Below are 17,886 nucleotides of genomic sequence, written 5' to 3'. Positions count from 1 at the left end.
CGACACCAAGGGATTTCGGTCGCCATGCCACCGCGCCATGCCGGGCGGAGGCGGGCGATCTCGTATTCATGAACATCAATTTCCTGACCAAGATTTTCGGCAGCCGCAACGAACGGCTGCTGAAGCAATACCGCAAGTCGGTGCAGGCGATCAATGCGCTGGAATCCCAGTTGGAGACGCTCTCCGACGACGAACTCCGCGCCAAGACCCAGGAGTTCAAGGCCCGCGTGGCCGCCGGCACGGAGCTGGACGACCTGCTGGTGGAGGCGTTCGCCGTGGTGCGCGAAGGCTCCAAGCGCGTCATGAAGATGCGCCACTTCGACGTGCAGTTGCTGGGCGGCATGGCCCTGCACTTCGGCAAGATTTCCGAAATGCGCACGGGCGAGGGCAAGACGCTGACGGCCACGCTGCCGGTCTACCTGAACGCGCTGTCGGGCAAGGGCGTGCACGTGGTCACCGTCAACGACTACCTGGCCAACCGCGACGCGCAGTGGATGGGCCGCCTGTACAACTTCCTGGGCCTGACCGTCGGCATCAACCTGCCGCAGATGTCGCGCGAGGAAAAGCAGGCCGCCTACGCCGCCGACATCACCTACGGCACCAACAACGAGTACGGTTTCGACTACCTGCGCGACAACATGGTCTACGAGGTGCGCGACCGCGTGCAGCGTGGCCTGAACTACGCCATCGTCGACGAGGTGGACTCCATCCTGATCGACGAGGCGCGCACGCCGCTGATCATCAGCGGCCAGGCCGAGGACCACACCCAGCTGTACCTGGCGATCCACAAGGCGGTGCCGACGCTGACGCGCCAGGAGGGCGAGGCCGACCCGCGCACCGGCGAGGGCGTGACCAAGCCGGGCGACTTCACGGTGGACGAGAAGTCGCACCAGGTGTTCCTGACCGAGCAGGGCCACGAGAATGCCGAGCGCATCCTGTCCGCGCTGGGCCTGATCCCGGAGGGTGCGTCGCTGTACGACCCGGCCAACATCACGCTGATGCACCACCTGAATGCGGCGCTCCGGGCGCAGCACATCTACCACCGCGACCAGCATTACGTGGTGCAGGACGGTGAAGTGGTGATCGTGGACGAGTTCACCGGCCGCCTGATGAGCGGACGGCGCTGGAGCGACGGCCTGCACCAAGCCGTGGAGGCCAAGGAAGGTGTGGCGATCCAGCCCGAGAACCAGACCATGGCCTCGATCACCTTCCAGAACTACTTCCGGCTGTACGCCAAGCTGGCCGGCATGACTGGTACGGCCGACACGGAAGCCTTCGAGTTCCAGTCGATCTACGGCCTGGAGACCACGCTGATCCCGCCCAACCGCGTGAACCGGCGCGAGGACCAGCTCGACCGCGTCTACAAGACCACCAAGGAAAAGTACGACGCGGCGATCGCCGACATCCGCGAGTGCTACGAGCGGGGCCAGCCGGTGCTGGTGGGCACGACCTCGATCGAGAACTCCGAGATCATCGACCAGCTGCTGATCAAGGCCAACCTGCCGCACCAGGTGCTGAACGCCAAGCAGCACGCACGCGAGGCCGACATCGTGGCCCAGGCCGGCCGGGCCAAGATGATCACGATCGCCACCAACATGGCGGGCCGCGGCACCGACATCGTGCTGGGCGGCAACCTGGAGAAGGCCATCGAGGCGGTGCACGCCGCCAACCCGGACATGGACGCCGCGGCTCTGCAGGCCGAGGAAGCCAAGGTGCGCGCGCAGTGGGAGAAGGACCACGAGCACGTCAAGTCCCTTGGCGGGCTGCGCATCATCGCCACCGAGCGCCACGAGTCGCGCCGCATCGACAACCAGCTGCGCGGCCGTTCGGGCCGCCAGGGCGACCCGGGCTCCTCGCGCTTCTACCTGAGCCTGGACGACCCCCTGATGCGCATCTTCGCGGGCGACCGCGTCAAGGCCATCATGGACCGGCTCAAGATGCCGGAGGGCGAGGCCATCGAGGCCGGCATCGTCACCCGCAGCATCGAGAGCGCGCAGCGCAAGGTCGAGGCGCGCAACTTCGACATGCGCAAGCAGCTGCTGGAGTACGACGATGTCTCCAACGACCAGCGCAAGGTGATCTACACCCAGCGCAACGAGATCCTGGACGCGGCCGACCTGACCGAGCAGATCAAGGGCCTGCGCCATGGCTGCTTCACCGACCTGGTGCGCCAGTTCGTGCCGGCCGAGTCGGTCGAGGAGCAGTGGGACCTGCCGGCGCTGGAGAAGACGCTGGCGGACGACTGGCAGCTGCAGGTGCCGCTGCAGGCGGCTGTCGAGGCGGCCAGCGACATCACCGACGAAGACATCGTCGAGAAGGTCATCGCCGCGGCCGACGAAGCCTTCGCCGCGAAGGTGGCGCTGGTCGGCGGCGAGCAGTTCACGCAGTTCGAACGCATGGTGCTGCTGCAGAGCATGGACCAGCACTGGCGCGAGCATCTGTCGGCGCTGGACTACCTGCGCCAGGGCATCCACCTGCGCGGCTATGCGCAGAAGCAGCCCAAGCAGGAGTACAAGCGCGAAGCCTTCGAGCTGTTCGGCCAGATGCTGGACGCGGTCAAGAACAATGTCACCAAGCTGCTCATGACGGTGCGCATCCAGTCCAGCGAGGAGGCCGGCCAGGCCGCCCAGGACCTGGAACAACGCAGCGAGAACCTGGCGAACGTGACCTACACGGCACCCACCGAGACCGGCGAGGTCGAGACGCGCACCGAAGCCCAGCCTGCTGGCGGCAATGCGCTCGCCTTCGATGGCCAGCGCGTGGGCCGCAACGATCCCTGCCCCTGCGGCAGCGGCAAGAAGTTCAAGCAGTGTCACGGGAAGCTGGCATAAGACGCCGACAGAAGGAATCCCATGCCCGTTCATCTTTCCCCTCCGAATCCCGCTGACCTGCACGCCGTCGCCGGCGTGCGCATCGGTGTCGCCGAAGCCGGCGTGCGCAAGGCCAACCGCAAGGACCTGACGGTCGTGCTGCTCGACGACGGCGCGGCCGTGGCCGGCGTGTTCACGCAGAACCGCTTCTGTGCCGCACCCGTGCAGATCTGCCGCAAGCACCTGCAAGCCGGCCATGGCATCCGCGCGATCCTGGTGAACACGGGCAACGCCAACGCCGGCACCGGCGACGACGGCCTGGCGCGTGCGCAGGCCACCTGCGTGGCGCTGGCCCAGCACCTGGACATCGCCCCCGAGCAGATCCTGCCGTTCTCGACCGGCGTGATCATGGAGCCACTGCCCAGCGACCGCATCATCGCGGGCCTGCCGGCCGCGCTGGCCGACGCCAAGGCCGACCATTGGGCGCGCGCGGCCGAAGGCATCATGACCACGGACACGGTGCCCAAGGCGTTCAGCACGCAGGTCACCCTGTCCGGCGTGCCGGTGGCCATCACGGGCATCAGCAAGGGCGCAGGCATGATCCGGCCGAACATGGCGACCATGCTGGGCTACCTGGCGACCGACGCGAAGATCGCGCCGGCGCTCATGCAGCAGCTGGCCCGTGACCTCGCCGATGCGTCGTTCAACCGCGTGACCATCGACGGCGACACCTCCACCAACGACTCGTTTGTCGTGATCGCGACGCAGAAGGCGGCGCATCCGGTCGTCGAATCCTGGGACACGGCCGACGGCCGTGCACTCAAGGCGGGCCTGCTGGAGGTGGCGCAGAAGCTGGCCCAGGCCATCGTGCGCGACGGCGAGGGTGCGACCAAGTTCATCACCATCCGCGTCGAAGGCGGCAGATCAGCCGAGGAATGCCGGCTGGCGGCCTACGCCATTGCCCATTCGCCGCTGGTCAAGACGGCCTTTTTCGCGAGCGACCCGAATCTGGGCCGCATCCTGGCGGCCGTGGGCTATGCCGGCATCCATGACCTTGACCAGACGCTGATCGAACTGCATCTGGACGACGTGCACGTGGTCACGCGCGGCGGCCGCCGGCCCGAGTACCGCGAGGAAGACGGCCAGCGCGTCATGAAGCAAAGCGAGATCACGATCCGCGTGGGCCTGGGCCGCGGCGACGCCGTCGACACGGTCTGGACTTGCGACCTCAGCCACGACTACGTGAGCATCAACGCCGACTACCGTTCCTGATCCGATGAACGAGCACTTCGAACGCATGCTCGCGCGGGCCGAGCAGCTCATGGCGCGCATCGAGCGTGTGCTGCCGGCGCCGCTCTCCGAACCGGACTGGTCGGCCTCCATCGCCTACCGCTACCGCAAGCGCAGCTCCGGCCACGCGCTGCTGGAGCCGGTGCGCCACGTGGGCGTGATGCGCCTGGCCGACTTGCAGGAGATCGACGGCCAGAAGGAGAAGATCCAGCGCAACACGCTGCAATTCGTCGAAGGCAAACCGGCCAACAACGTGCTGTTGACGGGCGCGCGCGGCACGGGCAAGTCCTCGCTGATCCGCGCCTGCCTCAACGAGTACGCACCACGCGGCCTGCGCCTGATCGAGGTCGACAAGGCCGATCTGGTGGATCTGCCCGACATCGTCGAGGTGGTGGCCCAGCGGCCCGAGAAGTTCATCATCTTCTGCGACGACCTCAGCTTCGAGGACGGCGAGCCCGGCTACAAGGCGCTGAAGTCCATCCTGGACGGTTCGGTGGCGGCGTCCACGCCCAACGTGCTGATCTATTCGACCAGCAACCGCCGCCACCTGCTGCCCGAGTACATGAAGGAAAACCTCACGTACAAGCACACGGACGACGGCGAACTGCACCCGGGCGAGGTGGTGGAGGAGAAGATTTCCCTGTCCGAACGTTTCGGGCTGTGGGTCAGCTTCTACCCGTTCACCCAGGACGAGTACCTCGTCATCGTGGCCCAGTGGCTGCGTTCCTTCGGCGTGCCGGATGCGGCCATCGAGGCGGCTCGGCCGGAGGCTCTGGTCTGGGCGCTCGAGCGTGCATCGCGCAGCGGCCGCGTGGCCTACCAGTTCGCGCGCGACTACGCGGGCCGGCACGCCGCGCAATGAGCGGCGCGACGCTGGTGGCCGACGGAGACCGGCCGCGCGAAGGGGGGCCCGACCGCAAGGCCATCGACGTGGCCGTCGGCGTGCTGCTCGCCACCAACGGCGACTTCCTGCTGACCTCGCGCCCCGAGGGCAAGGTCTACGCCGGCTACTGGGAATTCCCGGGCGGCAAGCTCGAAGCGGGCGAGACCGTGGAGCAGGCGCTGCGCCGCGAACTGCACGAGGAGATCGGCATCGTGATCGCCGCCGCAGAGCCCTGGCGCGTGGAGCTCGTGGACTACCCGCACGCACTGGTGCGGCTCAGCTTCTGCAAGGTCCGTGCATGGACCGGCCAGCTGGAGATGCGCGAAGGCCAGCGCTTCGCCTGGGCCACATTGCCGGTGGCACAGTCGCCCGTGCTGCCTGGCGCTCTGCCGGTGCTCGATTGGCTGGCCGCGGAGCGCGGCTTCCCGGGCGCCACCTGCGCCTGAGGCGCTACTGAAGCCGGGGATCGCCGAAGGGCTGGTCGTCCGGCGGCGTGGGGTCTGGCACGGCGAAGCTCTCGCTGGCCCAGGCGCCGAAGTCCAGGTTCTTGCAGCGCTCGCTGCAGAACGGGCGGAACGCATTGCCGGGCCCGTACAGGCTCTTCCCCTTGCAGGTCGGGCACGTCACCCAGCGTGCCGAGGGATCGCTGGCCATGTCAGGCGCAGAGTGCCACTTCGAAAGCGGCATCGTCGCTGGCCTGGTGCAGCTTGGCATCCTCGCCCAGGCGCATGAGCCGCACCGAGACCATGAGCCGGTTGCCGCTGATCTCGGGCACCAGGCCGAGCGTTGGGTCGATGCGCAGGCGCATGAGGTTGTAGGTCCGGCCTTGCGGCAGGTTCTGCTGGAACTGGCCCGCCAGCGCCATCACCTTCTGCGGTGCGCCGGAGTCGCGCAGCATCTTGAGCAGGTGCTGGATGGATTCGGCCAGCGGCGCCAGCGTGGTGCTCCACCCGGCGATGGCCTGGCGGCGCACGTCCGCAGGCTCGTGCTGCCAGGCGTAGTAGGCCGGCAGGTCGAAGCCGCAGGTGCCGCCCGGAATGCTCACACGGCTGCGCAGGCTCATGAGCCAGTCGTTCTCGGTCAACGGTTGGCCGGCCTTGCCAGGCTGCTCGTGCAGCGCCGTGAAGCACTGCTCCAGCTGCCCGATCACGTCTTCGAGCACGCGCTGGTCGATGGCTGGGTTCTCGCGGTAGCCGGCGAGCTGGCTCTTGTGGCGCTCCAGGTCCTTGAGGACGTCGGACTTGAGGTCGGCGCGGGCCGCCACGTCCATGATCTCGAACAGCGTGACGAGTGCGAAGTGGTGGTCGACCGCATGCTCGCGCGGCATCAGTTCGACCAGGCGGCGAAACAAGTGCTCCAGGCGCAGGTACGTGCGGACGCGTTCGTTGAAGGGGTACTCGTAAAGGATCACGCTCTGGACTTCCGTTCGCGGCCGATCATAGCCCGAAGGCATGGGCGAACCGATGGACGGCATTCCGTAGCGCGTCCAAGGAAATGCCGTCGTTGTAAATCACTGTGTCGGCCGCGGCAAGCCGCTGCGCGCGCGAAGCCTGCGCCGCCATGATGGCGCGCACGGCCTCCTCGGTGAGGCCGCTGCGGGCCATCACGCGCGCGACCTGCGTCTCGGGCCGGCAATCGACCACGAGCACGGCATCGAGCAGCGCGCGCCAGCGGCCCGATTCGACCAGCAGTGGGATGTCGTAGACGACGCAGCCATGGCCAGCGGCGCGCGCCGCCTCCAGTTGCTGGCGGCCCAATTCGCCCACGAGCGGGTGGACGATGGCTTCGAGTCGGCGCTTGGCAGCAGGGTGGCGGAACGCGAGCTCGCGCATGCGGGCACGGTCGAGCGCGCCGTCGGCCGCGATCAGTGCGTCGCCGAACTGCGCGCGGAGGGGGGCGATGGCGGCACCGCCCGGCGCCGTGACGCTGCGTGCGTTGGCGTCGGCATCGATCAAGGCCGCGCCAAGTTCGACCAGCATGCCCGAGACCGTGCTCTTGCCGCTGCCGATCCCGCCTGTCAATCCGAGGGTCTTCATGTCAGCCCCAGGGAAAGGCGAACGGCGCGAGGTGCCGGACCCGGTCCGGCCCCAGCACCAGGCACAGCAGGCCGGCGCCGGCCAGGAAGGGGCCGAACGCGATGGGCACGTCTTTGTGCGCGAGCCGGCCACGTAGCAGCAGGACGCCGCCGAGCAGCGCGCCGACGATGGACGACAGCAGCAGGATGGCCAGCAGATGGTCGGCGCCGAGCCAGGCGCCCAGGGCCGCGAGCAGCTTGAAATCCCCGTAGCCCATGCCTTCCTTGCCGGTGAGCAAGCGGTAGGCGTGGAAGAAGCCCCACAACACGAGGTAGCCGGATGCGGCTCCCCAGACAGAGGCCGCCAGCGGCACGGTCCAGCCCAGCGCACTGGCCAGCAGGCCCGCCCACAGCAACAGGTAGTTCAACTGGTCGGGCAGCAGCTGCGTGTCCAGGTCGATCAGGAACTGGCACAGCAGCAGGGCGGCGAACAGGGCCCAGGCCGCCGCCACCGGGCCCAGGCCCCAGCGCCAGGCGCACAGCGCGAAGAGGGCGCCGGTCGCCAGTTCGACCAGCGGGTAGCGCCAGCCGATGCGCACGCCGCACGCCGAGCAGGCGCCGCGCAGAGCCAGCCAGCTCAGCACGGGAAGGTTCCCGTACCAGCGGACAGAGTGGCCGCAGGCGCGGCAGCGCGAGCGCGGGCGCATGAGGTCCAGCGGCGCCAATGCGTCGAGTGCCTTGCCGGTTGCCTCTGCGCTGGCGTACAGATGAGGGGGTGGCGTTGCCCTGCCGCCGAAGACCAGGTCCCACAGCGAGGTGGCCACGCCCATCTGCGGGTCGGCGGCCATCAGGTTGTCGGAAGACTCGCGCAGCCAACCCCGGTACATCATGGCCGGAATGCGGTAGACCACCACGTTCAGGAAACTCCCGATGAGCAATCCCAGGACGCCGCCGAGTGCGGCGTCCAGCCAGGCGGTACTGGGCATCAGACGACTTGGCCGAGCTTGAAGATCGGCAGGTACATCGCGATCACGATGCCGCCGATCAAGCCGCCCAGGAACACGATGATGATGGGCTCCATGAGGCTGGACAGGCCGGCCACCATGTCGTCCACCTCTTCCTCGTAGAAGTCGGCGGCCTTGCCGAGCATGTGGTCGATGGAACCCGATTCCTCACCGATGGCGCACATCTGCAGCACCATGCTGGGGAAGACCTTGGCGTTGGTCATGGCCGCGGTCAGGCTGGTGCCGACGGAGACTTCCTGTTGGATCTTCTCGGTGGCCAAGGCATAGACCGAGTTGCCGGATGCGCCGCCGACGGAATCCAGCGCTTCCACCAGCGGCACGCCGGCCGCGAACATGGTGGCCAGCGTGCGCGTCCAGCGCGCGATGCAGGACTTCTCGATCAGCACGCCGAACACGGGGGCCTTGAGCAGCAGGCGGTCCATCACCTGCTGCACGCGCTCGTTGCGCCTCCAGGCCTGCATGAAGAAATACAGGCCGCCGCCGATCCCGCCGAAGATCAGCCACCAGTACGAGACGAAGAACTCGCTGATCGCGATCACGAGCAGCGTGGGCGCCGGCAGGTCGGCACCGAAGGAGGAAAACACTTCCTTGAACGCCGGGATCACGAAGATCATGATGACGGAGACCACGATGAAGGCCACCACGACCACCGAGATCGGGTACATCAGCGCCGACTTGATCTTGGACTTGATCGCCTCGGTCTTCTCCATGTAGGTGGCAAGCCGGTCCAGCAGCGCCTCCAGGATGCCGGCGGCTTCGCCGGCTTCGACGAGGTTGCAGTACAGGCTGTCGAAGTACAACGGGAACTTGCGGAAGGCCGCGCTCAGCGAGCTGCCGGTCTCCACGTCCAGGCGCACGTCGTTGAGCAGCCTGGTCACGCTGGCGTTGGCGTTGCCGCGGCCGACGATGTCGAAGGCCTGCAACAGAGGCACGCCGGCCTTCATCATGGTGGCCAGCTGGCGCGTGAAGATCGCGATGTCCTTTGGCTTGATGGACTTGCCGCCGCGCATGCGGCGCTTCTTGATCTTGGTGGGAAAGACGCCCTGGCGGCGCAGCGAGGCCTGGACCTGGTTCTCGCCGGCCGCGCGGGTCTCGCCGCGCACCTGCTTGCCATTGCGGTCCTTGCCTTCCCACTCGAAGACGAACTCCTTGACGTCCCTGGAAACTGCGGTGGCCATAGATCCTCTCGGCGGTGGGCGTGCTTATTCGTTGCTCACGGCGAGCACTTCCTCGAGCGAGGTGATGCCCTGCCGGACTTTCTGCAGCCCCGATTGCCGCAAGGAGCGCACGCCCTCGCGCTTGGCTTGCCGGTCGATGTCCAGCGCGCTGCCGTCGGCCAGGATGATCTGCTGGATTTCCTCGCTGATGGGCATGACCTGGTAGATGCCGACGCGGCCTTTGTAGCCGTTGTTGCACTGGTTGCAGCCCACCGGGTGGTAGGGCGTCCAGCTGCCGTCCAGGTCGCTTTCGGCGTAGCCCGACTGCAGCAGCGTCTCGCGCGGGATGTCGAGGGGCTGCTTGCAGTTGTTGCACAGCCGGCGCGCCAGCCGCTGCGCCGTGATCAAAATCACGCTGGAGGCGATGTTGAACGGCGCAATGCCCATGTTGCGCATCCGCGTGAGCGTGGTGGGCGCGTCGTTGGTGTGCAACGTGGACAGGACCAGGTGACCGGTTTGCGCAGCCTTGATGGCGATGTCGGCGGTTTCCAGATCGCGGATTTCACCGACCATGATGATGTCCGGGTCCTGCCGCAGGAAAGATTTCAGCGCAGCGGCGAAGGTCAGGCCCGCCTTTTCATTGACGTTGACCTGGTTGACGCCCGGCAGGTTGATTTCCGAGGGGTCTTCGGCCGTGGCGATGTTGACGCCAGGCTTGTTGAGCAGGTTCAGGCAGGTGTACAGCGAGACGGTCTTGCCCGAACCGGTCGGACCGGTGACCAGGATCATCCCGTAGGGACGACCGATGGCGTGCATCAGCCGCGCCTTCTCCACGGGGTCGTAGCCCAGGGCATCGATGCCCAGCTTGGCGCTACTCGGGTCCAGGATCCGGATCACGATCTTCTCGCCGAACAGCGTGGGCAGCGTGCTGACGCGGAAGTCGATCACACGGTCCGGGCCGATCTTGAGCTTCATGCGGCCGTCCTGCGGCACGCGCTTCTCCGAGATGTCCAGCCGCGAGATGACCTTGATGCGCGAGGCCAGCTTGTCCTTGATGGCCACCGGCGGCGCGGCGATCTCCCGCAACTCGCCGTCGATGCGAAAACGCACGCGGTAATTGTGTTCGTACGGCTCGAAGTGCAGGTCGGACGCGCGCATGCCAAAGGCATCGAGCAGCATCTTGTGCAGGAACTTGACGACCGGGGCGTCCTCCACCTCGGACTGCGCCGCTGTGTCGGTGGTCTCGGTTGCCGCGGCCACGCTCGCTTCGTCGAACTCGAAGTCCCCGCCGACCAGGTTCTGCATCGTCGTGTCGACGCGGCCGACGCCGGACTCCAGCATGCGCGAGAGCTTGTCGTACTCGGCGATGACCCAGTCCACCACCAGTTGGGTGGCGAACTTGATCTTCTCGGCCGCTTCCTGGTCGGAGGGGTCGGCCGTCGCCACGGCCAGGCGGTTGCCGCGCTTGGACAGCGGCACCACGCGGTATGCGTGGCAGATCTTCGCGTCCAGCAGATCCTTGGGCAGGCGCTGCGGATCCAGCGCATCCAGGTCGAGCACGGGAGCACCGAAGGCCGACGACATGGTGTGGGCCAGGTCGAACGGCGACACGGCACCTGAGCCGGTCAACTCGGCGATGAAGCTGGTGCGGCCGCTTTGCGACTTGCGATACAGGTCTTCGGCCGCCTTCTGGCCCAATTTCCCTGCGGCGATCAAGGCCCTGCCAAGTCCGGGCAGGGCCACACCGGGAGGGTTCTTTGCCGTGTCGACTGCAGCCATATCCTCAAAATGTAGCAAAGCCCGGGGTTCAGACGCATCTTCGCCGTTAGGATTTGTGCTGTAAACGAGCACTGTTGTCAGCGAACCTCACCATTTTTGCGAGCGAGTCCACAGTTTTGGCGGTGGTCACGGCGCTTGTGTACCGGGTGGTCGCTATGCTCGGCATCTGCCGACGCCAGCACCCGGAGCCTCCGATGTCCAGACTCAACCTTGCCGAAAACTTCAACCGCTTCTTTTCCGTCGCACCGGCGCTGACGGAAAAAGAGCAGAACGACGTCTTTTTCATTCGCCATGACGTCTATGCGCGCGAACTGGGTTTCGAGCCGGTGCGGCCGGACCAGCGCGAGACGGACGCCTACGACGTGCGTTCCTTGCATTGCCTGATGCGAACGGCAGAGACCGCGCCGCGGCTGGTGGGTTCCGCACGCGTGATCCTGACCGACCCGGCGGCGCCGGACTCCCTGCTGCCTTTCGAGAAATCGTGCCGCGATTCCCTGTTCCGGGACCAGATCGATCCGTCGCGCCTGCCACGCGACCGGATCGCCGAGGTGTCCCGGCTGGCCGTGCTGTCGGATTTTCGGCGCCGTCGTGGCGAAGACCACAAAGAGGTGGCGCTGGACGTGAGCGACTTCGGCGATGCGCAGCAGCCCCGCTTCCCATACATCCCGGTCGGTCTGTACATGGCGTCGGTGCTCATCGCCCGCCGCCACAACATTGAATATCTCTTCACATTGACGGAGCCGCGACTGGCGGAGCACTTCGCCAAGCTGGGCGTGGAAATCGTGCCGATCGGGTCGCCGGTGGAGCACCGTGGGACGCGTGTGCCTTCCTTGATCCGTGCGGCGACCGTGGAAGCGGGGCTGCGCCTGATGATCCGGCCGCTGTGGAAGGCGATCGAGGCACAACTGGACAGTGCCTATGCGCAAGGAAGCAAGGCGTGAAGGTTCTGGTGACGGGAGCGGCAGGCTTCATTGGCATGCATGTGGCACAGCGTCTGCTGGCGCGCGGTGACGAGGTCGTGGGCCTGGACAACCTGAACGACTACTACGACGTGTCGCTCAAGGAAGGCCGCCTCGGGTTGCTGGAGGGGCAACCCGGTTTCAGCTTCGTGCGTTTGGATGTGGCCGACCGCGACGGCATGGCGTTGTTGTTTGCGCAGCATGCGTTCGATGGCGTGGTCCATCTCGCGGCGCAGGCCGGCGTGCGCTATTCGCTGCGCAATCCGCATGCGTATGTAGACAGCAACCTGGTCGGCTTCGTGAACGTGCTGGAGGGCTGCCGCCACCATAAGGTGCGCCATCTGGTCTATGCATCCAGCTCCAGCGTCTATGGCGGCAACACGAAGATGCCGTTCGCCGAAGCCGATACGGTGGACCATCCGGTCAGCCTGTATGCCGCCACCAAGAAAGCCAACGAGTTGATGGCCCACACCTACAGCCATCTCTATGGGCTGCCGACGACGGGTTTGCGCTTCTTCACCGTGTACGGGCCGTGGGGGCGCCCCGACATGGCGCTCTTCCTGTTCACCAAGGCCATCCTGGAGCAGCGGCCCATCGAGGTTTACAACTTCGGGCAAATGCAGCGCGACTTCACCTATGTGGACGACGTGGCGGACGGCGTGGTCCGGGTACTCGACCGGCCTGCTAGCCCGGACGCCGCGTTCGATGCCGCCCACCCGAATCCAGCCACCAGCGCAGCGCCCTACCGCGTGTTCAACATTGGCAACCGCAATCCCGTGCCCTTGCTGGATTTCATCAGCTCCATCGAGCAGGCGCTGGGGCGGACGGCGGAGAAGCGCCTGCTGCCATTGCAAGATGGCGATGTTCTAGCCACCTATGCCGATGTGCAGGCCCTGGGCGACTGGGTGGGGACGGTGCCAGCGACGCCGCTGGAGCAGGGCATCGCTCGCTTCGTTGCCTGGTACCGAAGCTACTACCGCGTGTGAACCGGTGCGCGGCGCACCGTGCAACCGCGCAACATACCGGGCACTTATGTGCATTTGTCGCGCGAATCACACGCGCAGCGCGTAGAGAATCGAAGGCTTCGCCGCTGGTCACAGCCCTTGGGCCGCTGGCCGGAACGTCGCAATCGTGCGGGGGAAGTGCGCTATAGTGCCCCGCTCGAAGAACTGTTGCCGAATACTGTAGGGGATTTGCCTTGAAAATTCATCACGCTGCGATTCGAGGCTTGATCAGCAAGCTTGGACTTTTCCTCACGGTTATCTTTCTCGTGGGATGTGCTTCGAGCAAATACCCGGCCGCGCCAGCGCTGGCGGCATCGGGCGACTATAACTACATTATCGGACCGGGCGATTCGCTCAATATCATCGTCTGGCGTAATCCCGAATTGTCGATGACCGTTCCGGTGCGACCAGATGGCAAGATTTCCACGCCGTTGGTCGATGAGCTGATTGCCCAGGGCAAGAACTCCACCGAGATTGCACGCGAAATCGAGCAATTGCTGGGGAAATTCGTGCGCGATCCGGTTGTCACGGTGATCGTTACTACATTTGTGGGCCCTTACAGCGAGCAGATTCGCGTGGTTGGCGAGGCGGCCCGGCCTCAGTTCCTGCCGTACAAGCAGAAGATGACGCTCCTGGACGTCATGATCGCCGTGGGAGGGCTGACGGATTTTGCTGACGGCAACGCCGCTTCGATTCTGCGCACTGCGGAAGGTGGAAAGCAGTATTCCGTGCGTTTGCGTGATCTGGTCAAGCGCGGAGATATTTCGAACAACGTCGAGATGAAGCCCGGCGATATTTTGGTGATCCCGCAAAGCTGGTTTTGATCGATGGACGAATTAGTCAACCAGATTTCCACGTTCGCCAAGGGCGCGTGGAAGCATCGGTGGTGGGGGTTGCTGGCGGCGTGGATTGTTGCCATTGTCGGTTCTGCTGTCGTGCTGCGAATTCCCGATAAATATGAGGCCTCGGCGCGGATATTCGTCGATACCCAGTCGATTCTGAAACCGCTCATGTCGGGTTTGGCTGTGCAGCCCAATGTGAACCAGCAGGTCGTCATGTTGAGCCGCACGTTGATCAACCGACCCAACGTCGAGAAGTTGGTGCGCATGGCCGACCTGGACCTCAACGTCGAATCGCCGGCTGCGCGAGAGCGCCTGATCGATACCTTGATGGGTACCTTGGAGATCAAGGGCGCGGGACGCGACAACCTGTACACCATCACCTATCGGGACTCCGTGCCGCCGCGCGCGCAGAAGGTCGTCCAGTCGCTGGTGTCGATCTTCGTCGAGTCCAGTCTGGGCGATTCCCGCAAGGACACGGCCGCTGCACAGAAGTTCATCTCCGAGCAGATCCGCATGTATGAGACGCGGCTGGAAGAGGCCGAAACGCGCCTGAAGGACTTCCGGCTGCGCAATATCGAGTTGCAGTCCACTGCGGGCCCGGATGTCGCCTCCCGCATCGGTGAGTTGGGCTCCCAATACAACAGCGCCAAGCTTGAATTGCTGGAAGCCGAACGCGCACGCGATTCCGCCAAGCGCCAACTGGACGCGGAGCGCGCCCAACTGTCTAAAGCGGCGAAGAGCGGGGATGCCGAACGTCTCTTCCCGACGCCGGAAATCGATACCCGGCTGACCGAGCAGAAGCGCAATCTCGACAACCTGTTGCAGCGCTACACGGAGCAACATCCTGACGTCGCGGCCACGCGTCGCTCGATCAAAGAGATCGAAGAGCAGAAAAGCAAGGAAGTCGAGGCGCTGCGCAAGGCCGCGGTGTCCGGCCCGATCACCGGAGCGAGCAGCAGCCTGGCGGTTCAAGAGCTCGGGCGCTTGCTTGCCACGGCAGAGGTGCGGGTCGCGTCGCTGAGTGCGCGGGTGGCCGAGTTCGGTGCACGCTACGCGAGGGCGCAGGAACAGGCGAAGACGGCGCCACAGATCGAGGCGGAGTACGCACAGCTGAACCGCGATTACGCGGTCAACAAGAAGAACTACGAAGATCTGGTGTCACGGCGCGAGTCCGCCTCCATGACGGGAAATCTGGATTCCGTGGCCGGCGTGGCGGATTTCCGCTTGATCGATCCACCGCGCGTGTCGCAGCGCCCGGTCGCACCCAACCGTTCCTTGTTGCTGGTCGGGGCGCTGGTCGCCTCCTTGGCAGTTGGTGTGGCAACGGCCCTGGGCCTGAGCCAGCTGCGTCCCGTGTTCCATAACGCACATGCGCTGCGCAATGCGGTCGCCTTGCCGCTCCTTGGGGTTGTGACCCTGGTCATCAGCGACGAAGCCAAACGCGGTGAACGCAGGAACCTGTGGAAGTTTGCGGCGGCTTCGGGCAGCTTGGTTGTCTGTTTCGCCCTGGGCATCGGCCTGATGGCCTTCATGGCCAGCAGGGCCGCTTGAGGATGGCATGAGTAGTCTGATCGAACAAGCATCGCGGCGCCTGGAGCAGTTGCGGCAGGCGGGCGTGGCTGTGCCAGACATCGTCGCCGCCGCTGTTGCCCCTGTGGTGCCCGAACCCGTGGCGCCTGCCCCTCCGCCCGCTCGTCCCTCCGTGGTTTCACGCCAGGTCGATCTGGATCTGGATGCGCTGACGGCCGCCGGCTTCGTGAGCCCCAATGCGCCGCGGTCCCAGATCGCTGACCAGTACCGCGTGATCAAGCGGCCGCTCATTGCCAACGCGATGGGCAAAGGCGCAACGCCGATCGTGAACGGCAACTTGATCATGGTCACGAGCGCAGTGGCGGGGGAAGGCAAGAGCTTCAACGCGCTGAATCTGGCACTGAGCATTGCAACCGAGTTGAACAACACGGTGATGCTGGTGGACGCGGACGTGGCACGTCCGTCGATCCTGCGCATGCTGGGGTTGCCCGCCAGCCGCGGCCTGCTCGACCTGCTGGTCGACGACAAGGCTGACCTGTCCCAGGTGCTTCTGCGGACCAACATCGACAAGCTGACCCTGCTGCCCAGTGGCACGCCGCATCCGCGCGCCACCGAGTTGTTGGCCAGCGATGCCATGAACACGCTGATCGCCGACATCGCGCGGCGTTACTCGGACCGCATCGTCATCTTCGACTCGCCGCCGCTGCTATTGACGACGGAGTCACGCGTGCTGGCCACACACATGGGGCAGATCGTGGTGGTGGTCCATGCAGAGAAGACCTTGCGCAACGACGTGCAGCATGCCTTGGCGACCATCGAGTCCTGCCCGGTCAAGATGATGGTGTTGAATCAAGCCAAGGCGGGTGCTGGCGAGGGCTACGGCTACGGCGGTTACGGCCAGGGCTACGGCTATGGCTATGGCAGCTGAGGTTAGTCGTCTATGCTGCAAGGCCCTCCCCTGATGCAGTTTTTTTGTCCGTCTTTCGCACGGGAAACTGGGCTGGTGAAGGCCTTGGTCGTGGCGGGGCTGTTTGGTGCCGCTTCGGTCGCGCACGGCCAGACCGCCTCCAATGGACTTTCATCGGCAGCACCGGAGCCTTTGTCGGCGCGGGAGACTCCAGCGGCCGAAGGCACTGGCCAAAACGATCGCAGGCAGATGTCCCTGGTTCCCCGTGTTGCGGTGGAGAGCACCTGGACCGACAACGTGCACGCGCGTGGGGGCGTGGAAAAGGTCGCTGACTTTGTGACCTCGGTGAGCCCCGGCCTGCGTTTCACGGCCGAGGGTGATCGCTTGAAAGCCAATGTCGACTACTCGCTCACCCGGCTGTTGCACGCGCGGGAGCGCTCGCTGGACCGCAACCAGAATGCGCTGCGGGCGCTCGGTAGCCTCGAGGTAGCGGACAACTTCGCCTTCGTCGATTTCACGGGCAACATCTCGCAGCAGACGGTTTCGGCCTTCGGTACACGCTCGGGCAGCGATGTCACCGACAACCAGAACCGGACGGAAGCGGCGCTGTACCGCGTGTCGCCTTACGTGCGGGGCCGGTTCGGCGACTGGTCGCAGTATGAGATGCGCTACGGGCGCACTGCGTCGCGGACCAAGTCAAACCTGGTGAACGCCGACTACGACCTCGACGACCTGTCCTTGCGCCTGGCGAGCACCAACCAGCAACGCGTGATCGGCTGGTCGCTCGATGCCAGCCACCAGCAGCAGGACTATGCCTCGGGCCGCTCGTATGAATCCGACCGGGTGCGCGCGTTCCTGACCCATCCGTTCTCGCCGCAGCTTTCGGTGTCGGTGATCCCGGGTTGGGAATCGAACAACTACGCTTCGCAAGAGAAGGAAAGCCATGCCACATTCGGCGGGCAGGTCCAATGGGCATTGTCAGAGCGCACGCGCTTTTCGGCGTTGCTGGAGAAGCGCTTCTTTGGCCGCGCCTACAACGTCAACTTCGAGCACCGCACGCCGCGCTCGGCCTGGCGCTTCTCCGATTCACGCGATGCGAGTTCGACACCGAGCCAGGCCGGCTCCTTCAGTGTCGGCACGCTGTACGACCTGTATTTCTTCCAGTTCACCTCGATCGAGCCCGATCCTGCGCGCCGTGCGCAGCTTGTCAATTCCTTCTTGCTGGCCAATGGTCTGGATGGCAACACCAGCGTGGACCTGGGCTTCCTGAGTTCTTCCGTGACGCTGACGCGGCGTCAGGATGCTTCCTTCACATTGATCGGCTTGCGCGACACCTTGAGTTTCTCGGTGTCGCAGTCCGAAACCAGCCGCCTCCAACAGGTGACAGCGGACACCGGTGAAGACTTGGGCAACTCGAACTACGTGCGCCAGCATGGCTTGAGCATCGTCTATTCGCGCCGCCTGAGCCCGCAATCCTCGCTCAGCGTCCTCGGATCGATGAGCCGGGCTGCCGGTCAGCAGAGCGGCGCGCAGAGCAGCGATCTGCGCTCGCTCAACTTCAGCCTTTCGACCAAGCTCGGGCCGCACACCACCGGAACGCTGGGGCTGCGCCGCACGCTCTCTAGCGGCAGCCTCTCCTCCTACTCCGAAACCGCGCTGCGTGGCGGGCTCAGCTTGCAGTTCTGA

Annotated in this window: 16 protein-coding genes; 10 read left to right on the top strand and 6 right to left on the bottom strand. The window is 65.4% G+C overall.

All coding sequences use genetic code 11. The features are described from left to right. Positions 1-68: 68 nt before the first annotated feature. The 4 genes from secA to DES41_RS05865 are packed head-to-tail and all read left to right on the top strand — an operon-like array spanning position 69 to position 5,429. Positions 69-2,831 (top strand): preprotein translocase subunit SecA, encoded by a 2,763-nt coding sequence (gene secA, locus DES41_RS05880; RefSeq protein WP_114466624.1) that lies wholly within the window; start codon positions 69-71, stop codon positions 2,829-2,831. Positions 2,832-2,852: 21 nt separating this feature from the next. Next, positions 2,853-4,082 (top strand): bifunctional glutamate N-acetyltransferase/amino-acid acetyltransferase ArgJ, encoded by a 1,230-nt coding sequence (gene argJ / locus DES41_RS05875; RefSeq protein ID WP_114466623.1) that lies wholly within the window; start codon positions 2,853-2,855, stop codon positions 4,080-4,082. 4 nt (positions 4,083-4,086) lie between these two features. Next, positions 4,087-4,962 (top strand): ATP-binding protein, encoded by an 876-nt coding sequence (locus tag DES41_RS05870; RefSeq protein ID WP_114466622.1) that lies wholly within the window; start codon positions 4,087-4,089, stop codon positions 4,960-4,962. After that, on the top strand, positions 4,959-5,429 hold the full coding sequence (locus DES41_RS05865) for an NUDIX domain-containing protein (RefSeq protein WP_114466621.1): 471 nt from the start codon (positions 4,959-4,961) through the stop codon (positions 5,427-5,429). Before DES41_RS05870 ends, DES41_RS05865 begins: the two co-directional genes overlap by 4 nt. Before the next feature lie 4 nt (positions 5,430-5,433). Here DES41_RS05865 and DES41_RS05860 read toward each other — a convergent pair whose 3' ends face one another. The 6 genes from DES41_RS05860 to pilB are packed head-to-tail and all read right to left on the bottom strand — an operon-like array spanning position 5,434 to position 10,958. Continuing rightward, on the bottom strand, positions 5,434-5,637 hold the full coding sequence (locus DES41_RS05860; protein WP_114466620.1) for a DNA gyrase inhibitor YacG: 204 nt from the start codon (positions 5,635-5,637) through the stop codon (positions 5,434-5,436). Between the two features lies 1 nt (position 5,638). Continuing rightward, positions 5,639-6,394, bottom strand: coding sequence for a cell division protein ZapD (gene zapD, locus DES41_RS05855; protein ID WP_114466619.1), 756 nt, complete (start codon positions 6,392-6,394; stop codon positions 5,639-5,641). 25 nt (positions 6,395-6,419) lie between these two features. After that, the gene (coaE, locus tag DES41_RS05850; RefSeq protein WP_114466618.1) at positions 6,420-7,019 is read right to left on the bottom strand and encodes a dephospho-CoA kinase; all 600 of its coding nucleotides are present in this window, start codon (positions 7,017-7,019) and stop codon (positions 6,420-6,422) included. Between the two features lies 1 nt (position 7,020). After that, positions 7,021-7,983 carry a prepilin peptidase gene (locus DES41_RS05845; protein ID WP_114466617.1) on the bottom strand — a complete coding sequence of 321 codons (963 nt, stop codon included), beginning with the start codon at positions 7,981-7,983 and terminating at the stop codon, positions 7,021-7,023. Beyond that, entirely contained in the window at positions 7,983-9,200 is a 1,218-nt protein-coding gene (locus DES41_RS05840) for a type II secretion system F family protein (protein WP_114466616.1), read from the bottom strand. Before DES41_RS05840 ends, DES41_RS05845 begins: the two co-directional genes overlap by 1 nt. 24 nt (positions 9,201-9,224) lie before the next feature. Continuing rightward, positions 9,225-10,958 (bottom strand): type IV-A pilus assembly ATPase PilB, encoded by a 1,734-nt coding sequence (gene pilB, locus DES41_RS05835; protein WP_114466615.1) that lies wholly within the window; start codon positions 10,956-10,958, stop codon positions 9,225-9,227. Between the two features lie 194 nt (positions 10,959-11,152). On the opposite strand from pilB, the gene DES41_RS05830 reads away from it, so the two are divergent. From DES41_RS05830 to DES41_RS05805, 6 genes are all read left to right on the top strand, one after another. After that, complete coding sequence (locus DES41_RS05830; protein ID WP_114466614.1) at positions 11,153-11,899, top strand: PEP-CTERM/exosortase system-associated acyltransferase; 747 nt, start codon at positions 11,153-11,155, stop codon at positions 11,897-11,899. After that, entirely contained in the window at positions 11,896-12,903 is a 1,008-nt protein-coding gene (locus DES41_RS05825; RefSeq protein WP_114466613.1) for an NAD-dependent epimerase, read from the top strand. The genes DES41_RS05830 and DES41_RS05825 overlap by 4 nt, the downstream gene beginning before the upstream one ends. Positions 12,904-13,148: 245 nt before the next feature. Then, positions 13,149-13,745 carry an XrtA/PEP-CTERM system exopolysaccharide export protein gene (locus DES41_RS05820; RefSeq protein ID WP_114466859.1) on the top strand — a complete coding sequence of 199 codons (597 nt, stop codon included), beginning with the start codon at positions 13,149-13,151 and terminating at the stop codon, positions 13,743-13,745. Positions 13,746-13,748: 3 nt separating this feature from the next. Further along, positions 13,749-15,314, top strand: a complete 1,566-nt coding sequence (locus DES41_RS05815) for an XrtA system polysaccharide chain length determinant (protein ID WP_114466612.1) — start codon at positions 13,749-13,751, stop codon at positions 15,312-15,314. A gap of 7 nt (positions 15,315-15,321) precedes the next feature. Next, complete coding sequence (locus tag DES41_RS05810; protein ID WP_114466611.1) at positions 15,322-16,221, top strand: XrtA-associated tyrosine autokinase; 900 nt, start codon at positions 15,322-15,324, stop codon at positions 16,219-16,221. 75 nt (positions 16,222-16,296) lie between these two features. Beyond that, positions 16,297-17,886, top strand: a complete 1,590-nt coding sequence (locus DES41_RS05805) for a TIGR03016 family PEP-CTERM system-associated outer membrane protein (RefSeq protein ID WP_170168102.1) — start codon at positions 16,297-16,299, stop codon at positions 17,884-17,886.

It is taken from the genome of Pseudorhodoferax soli, from assembly GCF_003337555.1.
Classification (GTDB): Bacteria; Pseudomonadota; Gammaproteobacteria; order Burkholderiales; family Burkholderiaceae_C; genus Pseudorhodoferax; species Pseudorhodoferax soli.
Note: the sequence above shows the minus strand (reverse complement) of the source record. Positions and strands in the feature narration are given on the sequence as shown.

Coding starts and splice junctions, on each gene's coding strand:
- secA (WP_114466624.1), top strand. CDS start 69: ATGAACATCAATTTCCTGACCAAGATTTTCGGCAGCCGCAACGAACGG.
- argJ (WP_114466623.1), top strand. CDS start 2,853: ATGCCCGTTCATCTTTCCCCTCCGAATCCCGCTGACCTGCACGCCGTC.
- DES41_RS05870 (WP_114466622.1), top strand. CDS start 4,087: ATGAACGAGCACTTCGAACGCATGCTCGCGCGGGCCGAGCAGCTCATG.
- DES41_RS05865 (WP_114466621.1), top strand. CDS start 4,959: ATGAGCGGCGCGACGCTGGTGGCCGACGGAGACCGGCCGCGCGAAGGG.
- DES41_RS05860 (WP_114466620.1), bottom strand. CDS start 5,637: ATGGCCAGCGATCCCTCGGCACGCTGGGTGACGTGCCCGACCTGCAAG.
- coaE (WP_114466618.1), bottom strand. CDS start 7,019: ATGAAGACCCTCGGATTGACAGGCGGGATCGGCAGCGGCAAGAGCACG.
- DES41_RS05845 (WP_114466617.1), bottom strand. CDS start 7,983: ATGCCCAGTACCGCCTGGCTGGACGCCGCACTCGGCGGCGTCCTGGGA.
- DES41_RS05840 (WP_114466616.1), bottom strand. CDS start 9,200: ATGGCCACCGCAGTTTCCAGGGACGTCAAGGAGTTCGTCTTCGAGTGG.
- pilB (WP_114466615.1), bottom strand. CDS start 10,958: ATGGCTGCAGTCGACACGGCAAAGAACCCTCCCGGTGTGGCCCTGCCC.
- DES41_RS05830 (WP_114466614.1), top strand. CDS start 11,153: ATGTCCAGACTCAACCTTGCCGAAAACTTCAACCGCTTCTTTTCCGTC.
- DES41_RS05815 (WP_114466612.1), top strand. CDS start 13,749: ATGGACGAATTAGTCAACCAGATTTCCACGTTCGCCAAGGGCGCGTGG.
- DES41_RS05810 (WP_114466611.1), top strand. CDS start 15,322: ATGAGTAGTCTGATCGAACAAGCATCGCGGCGCCTGGAGCAGTTGCGG.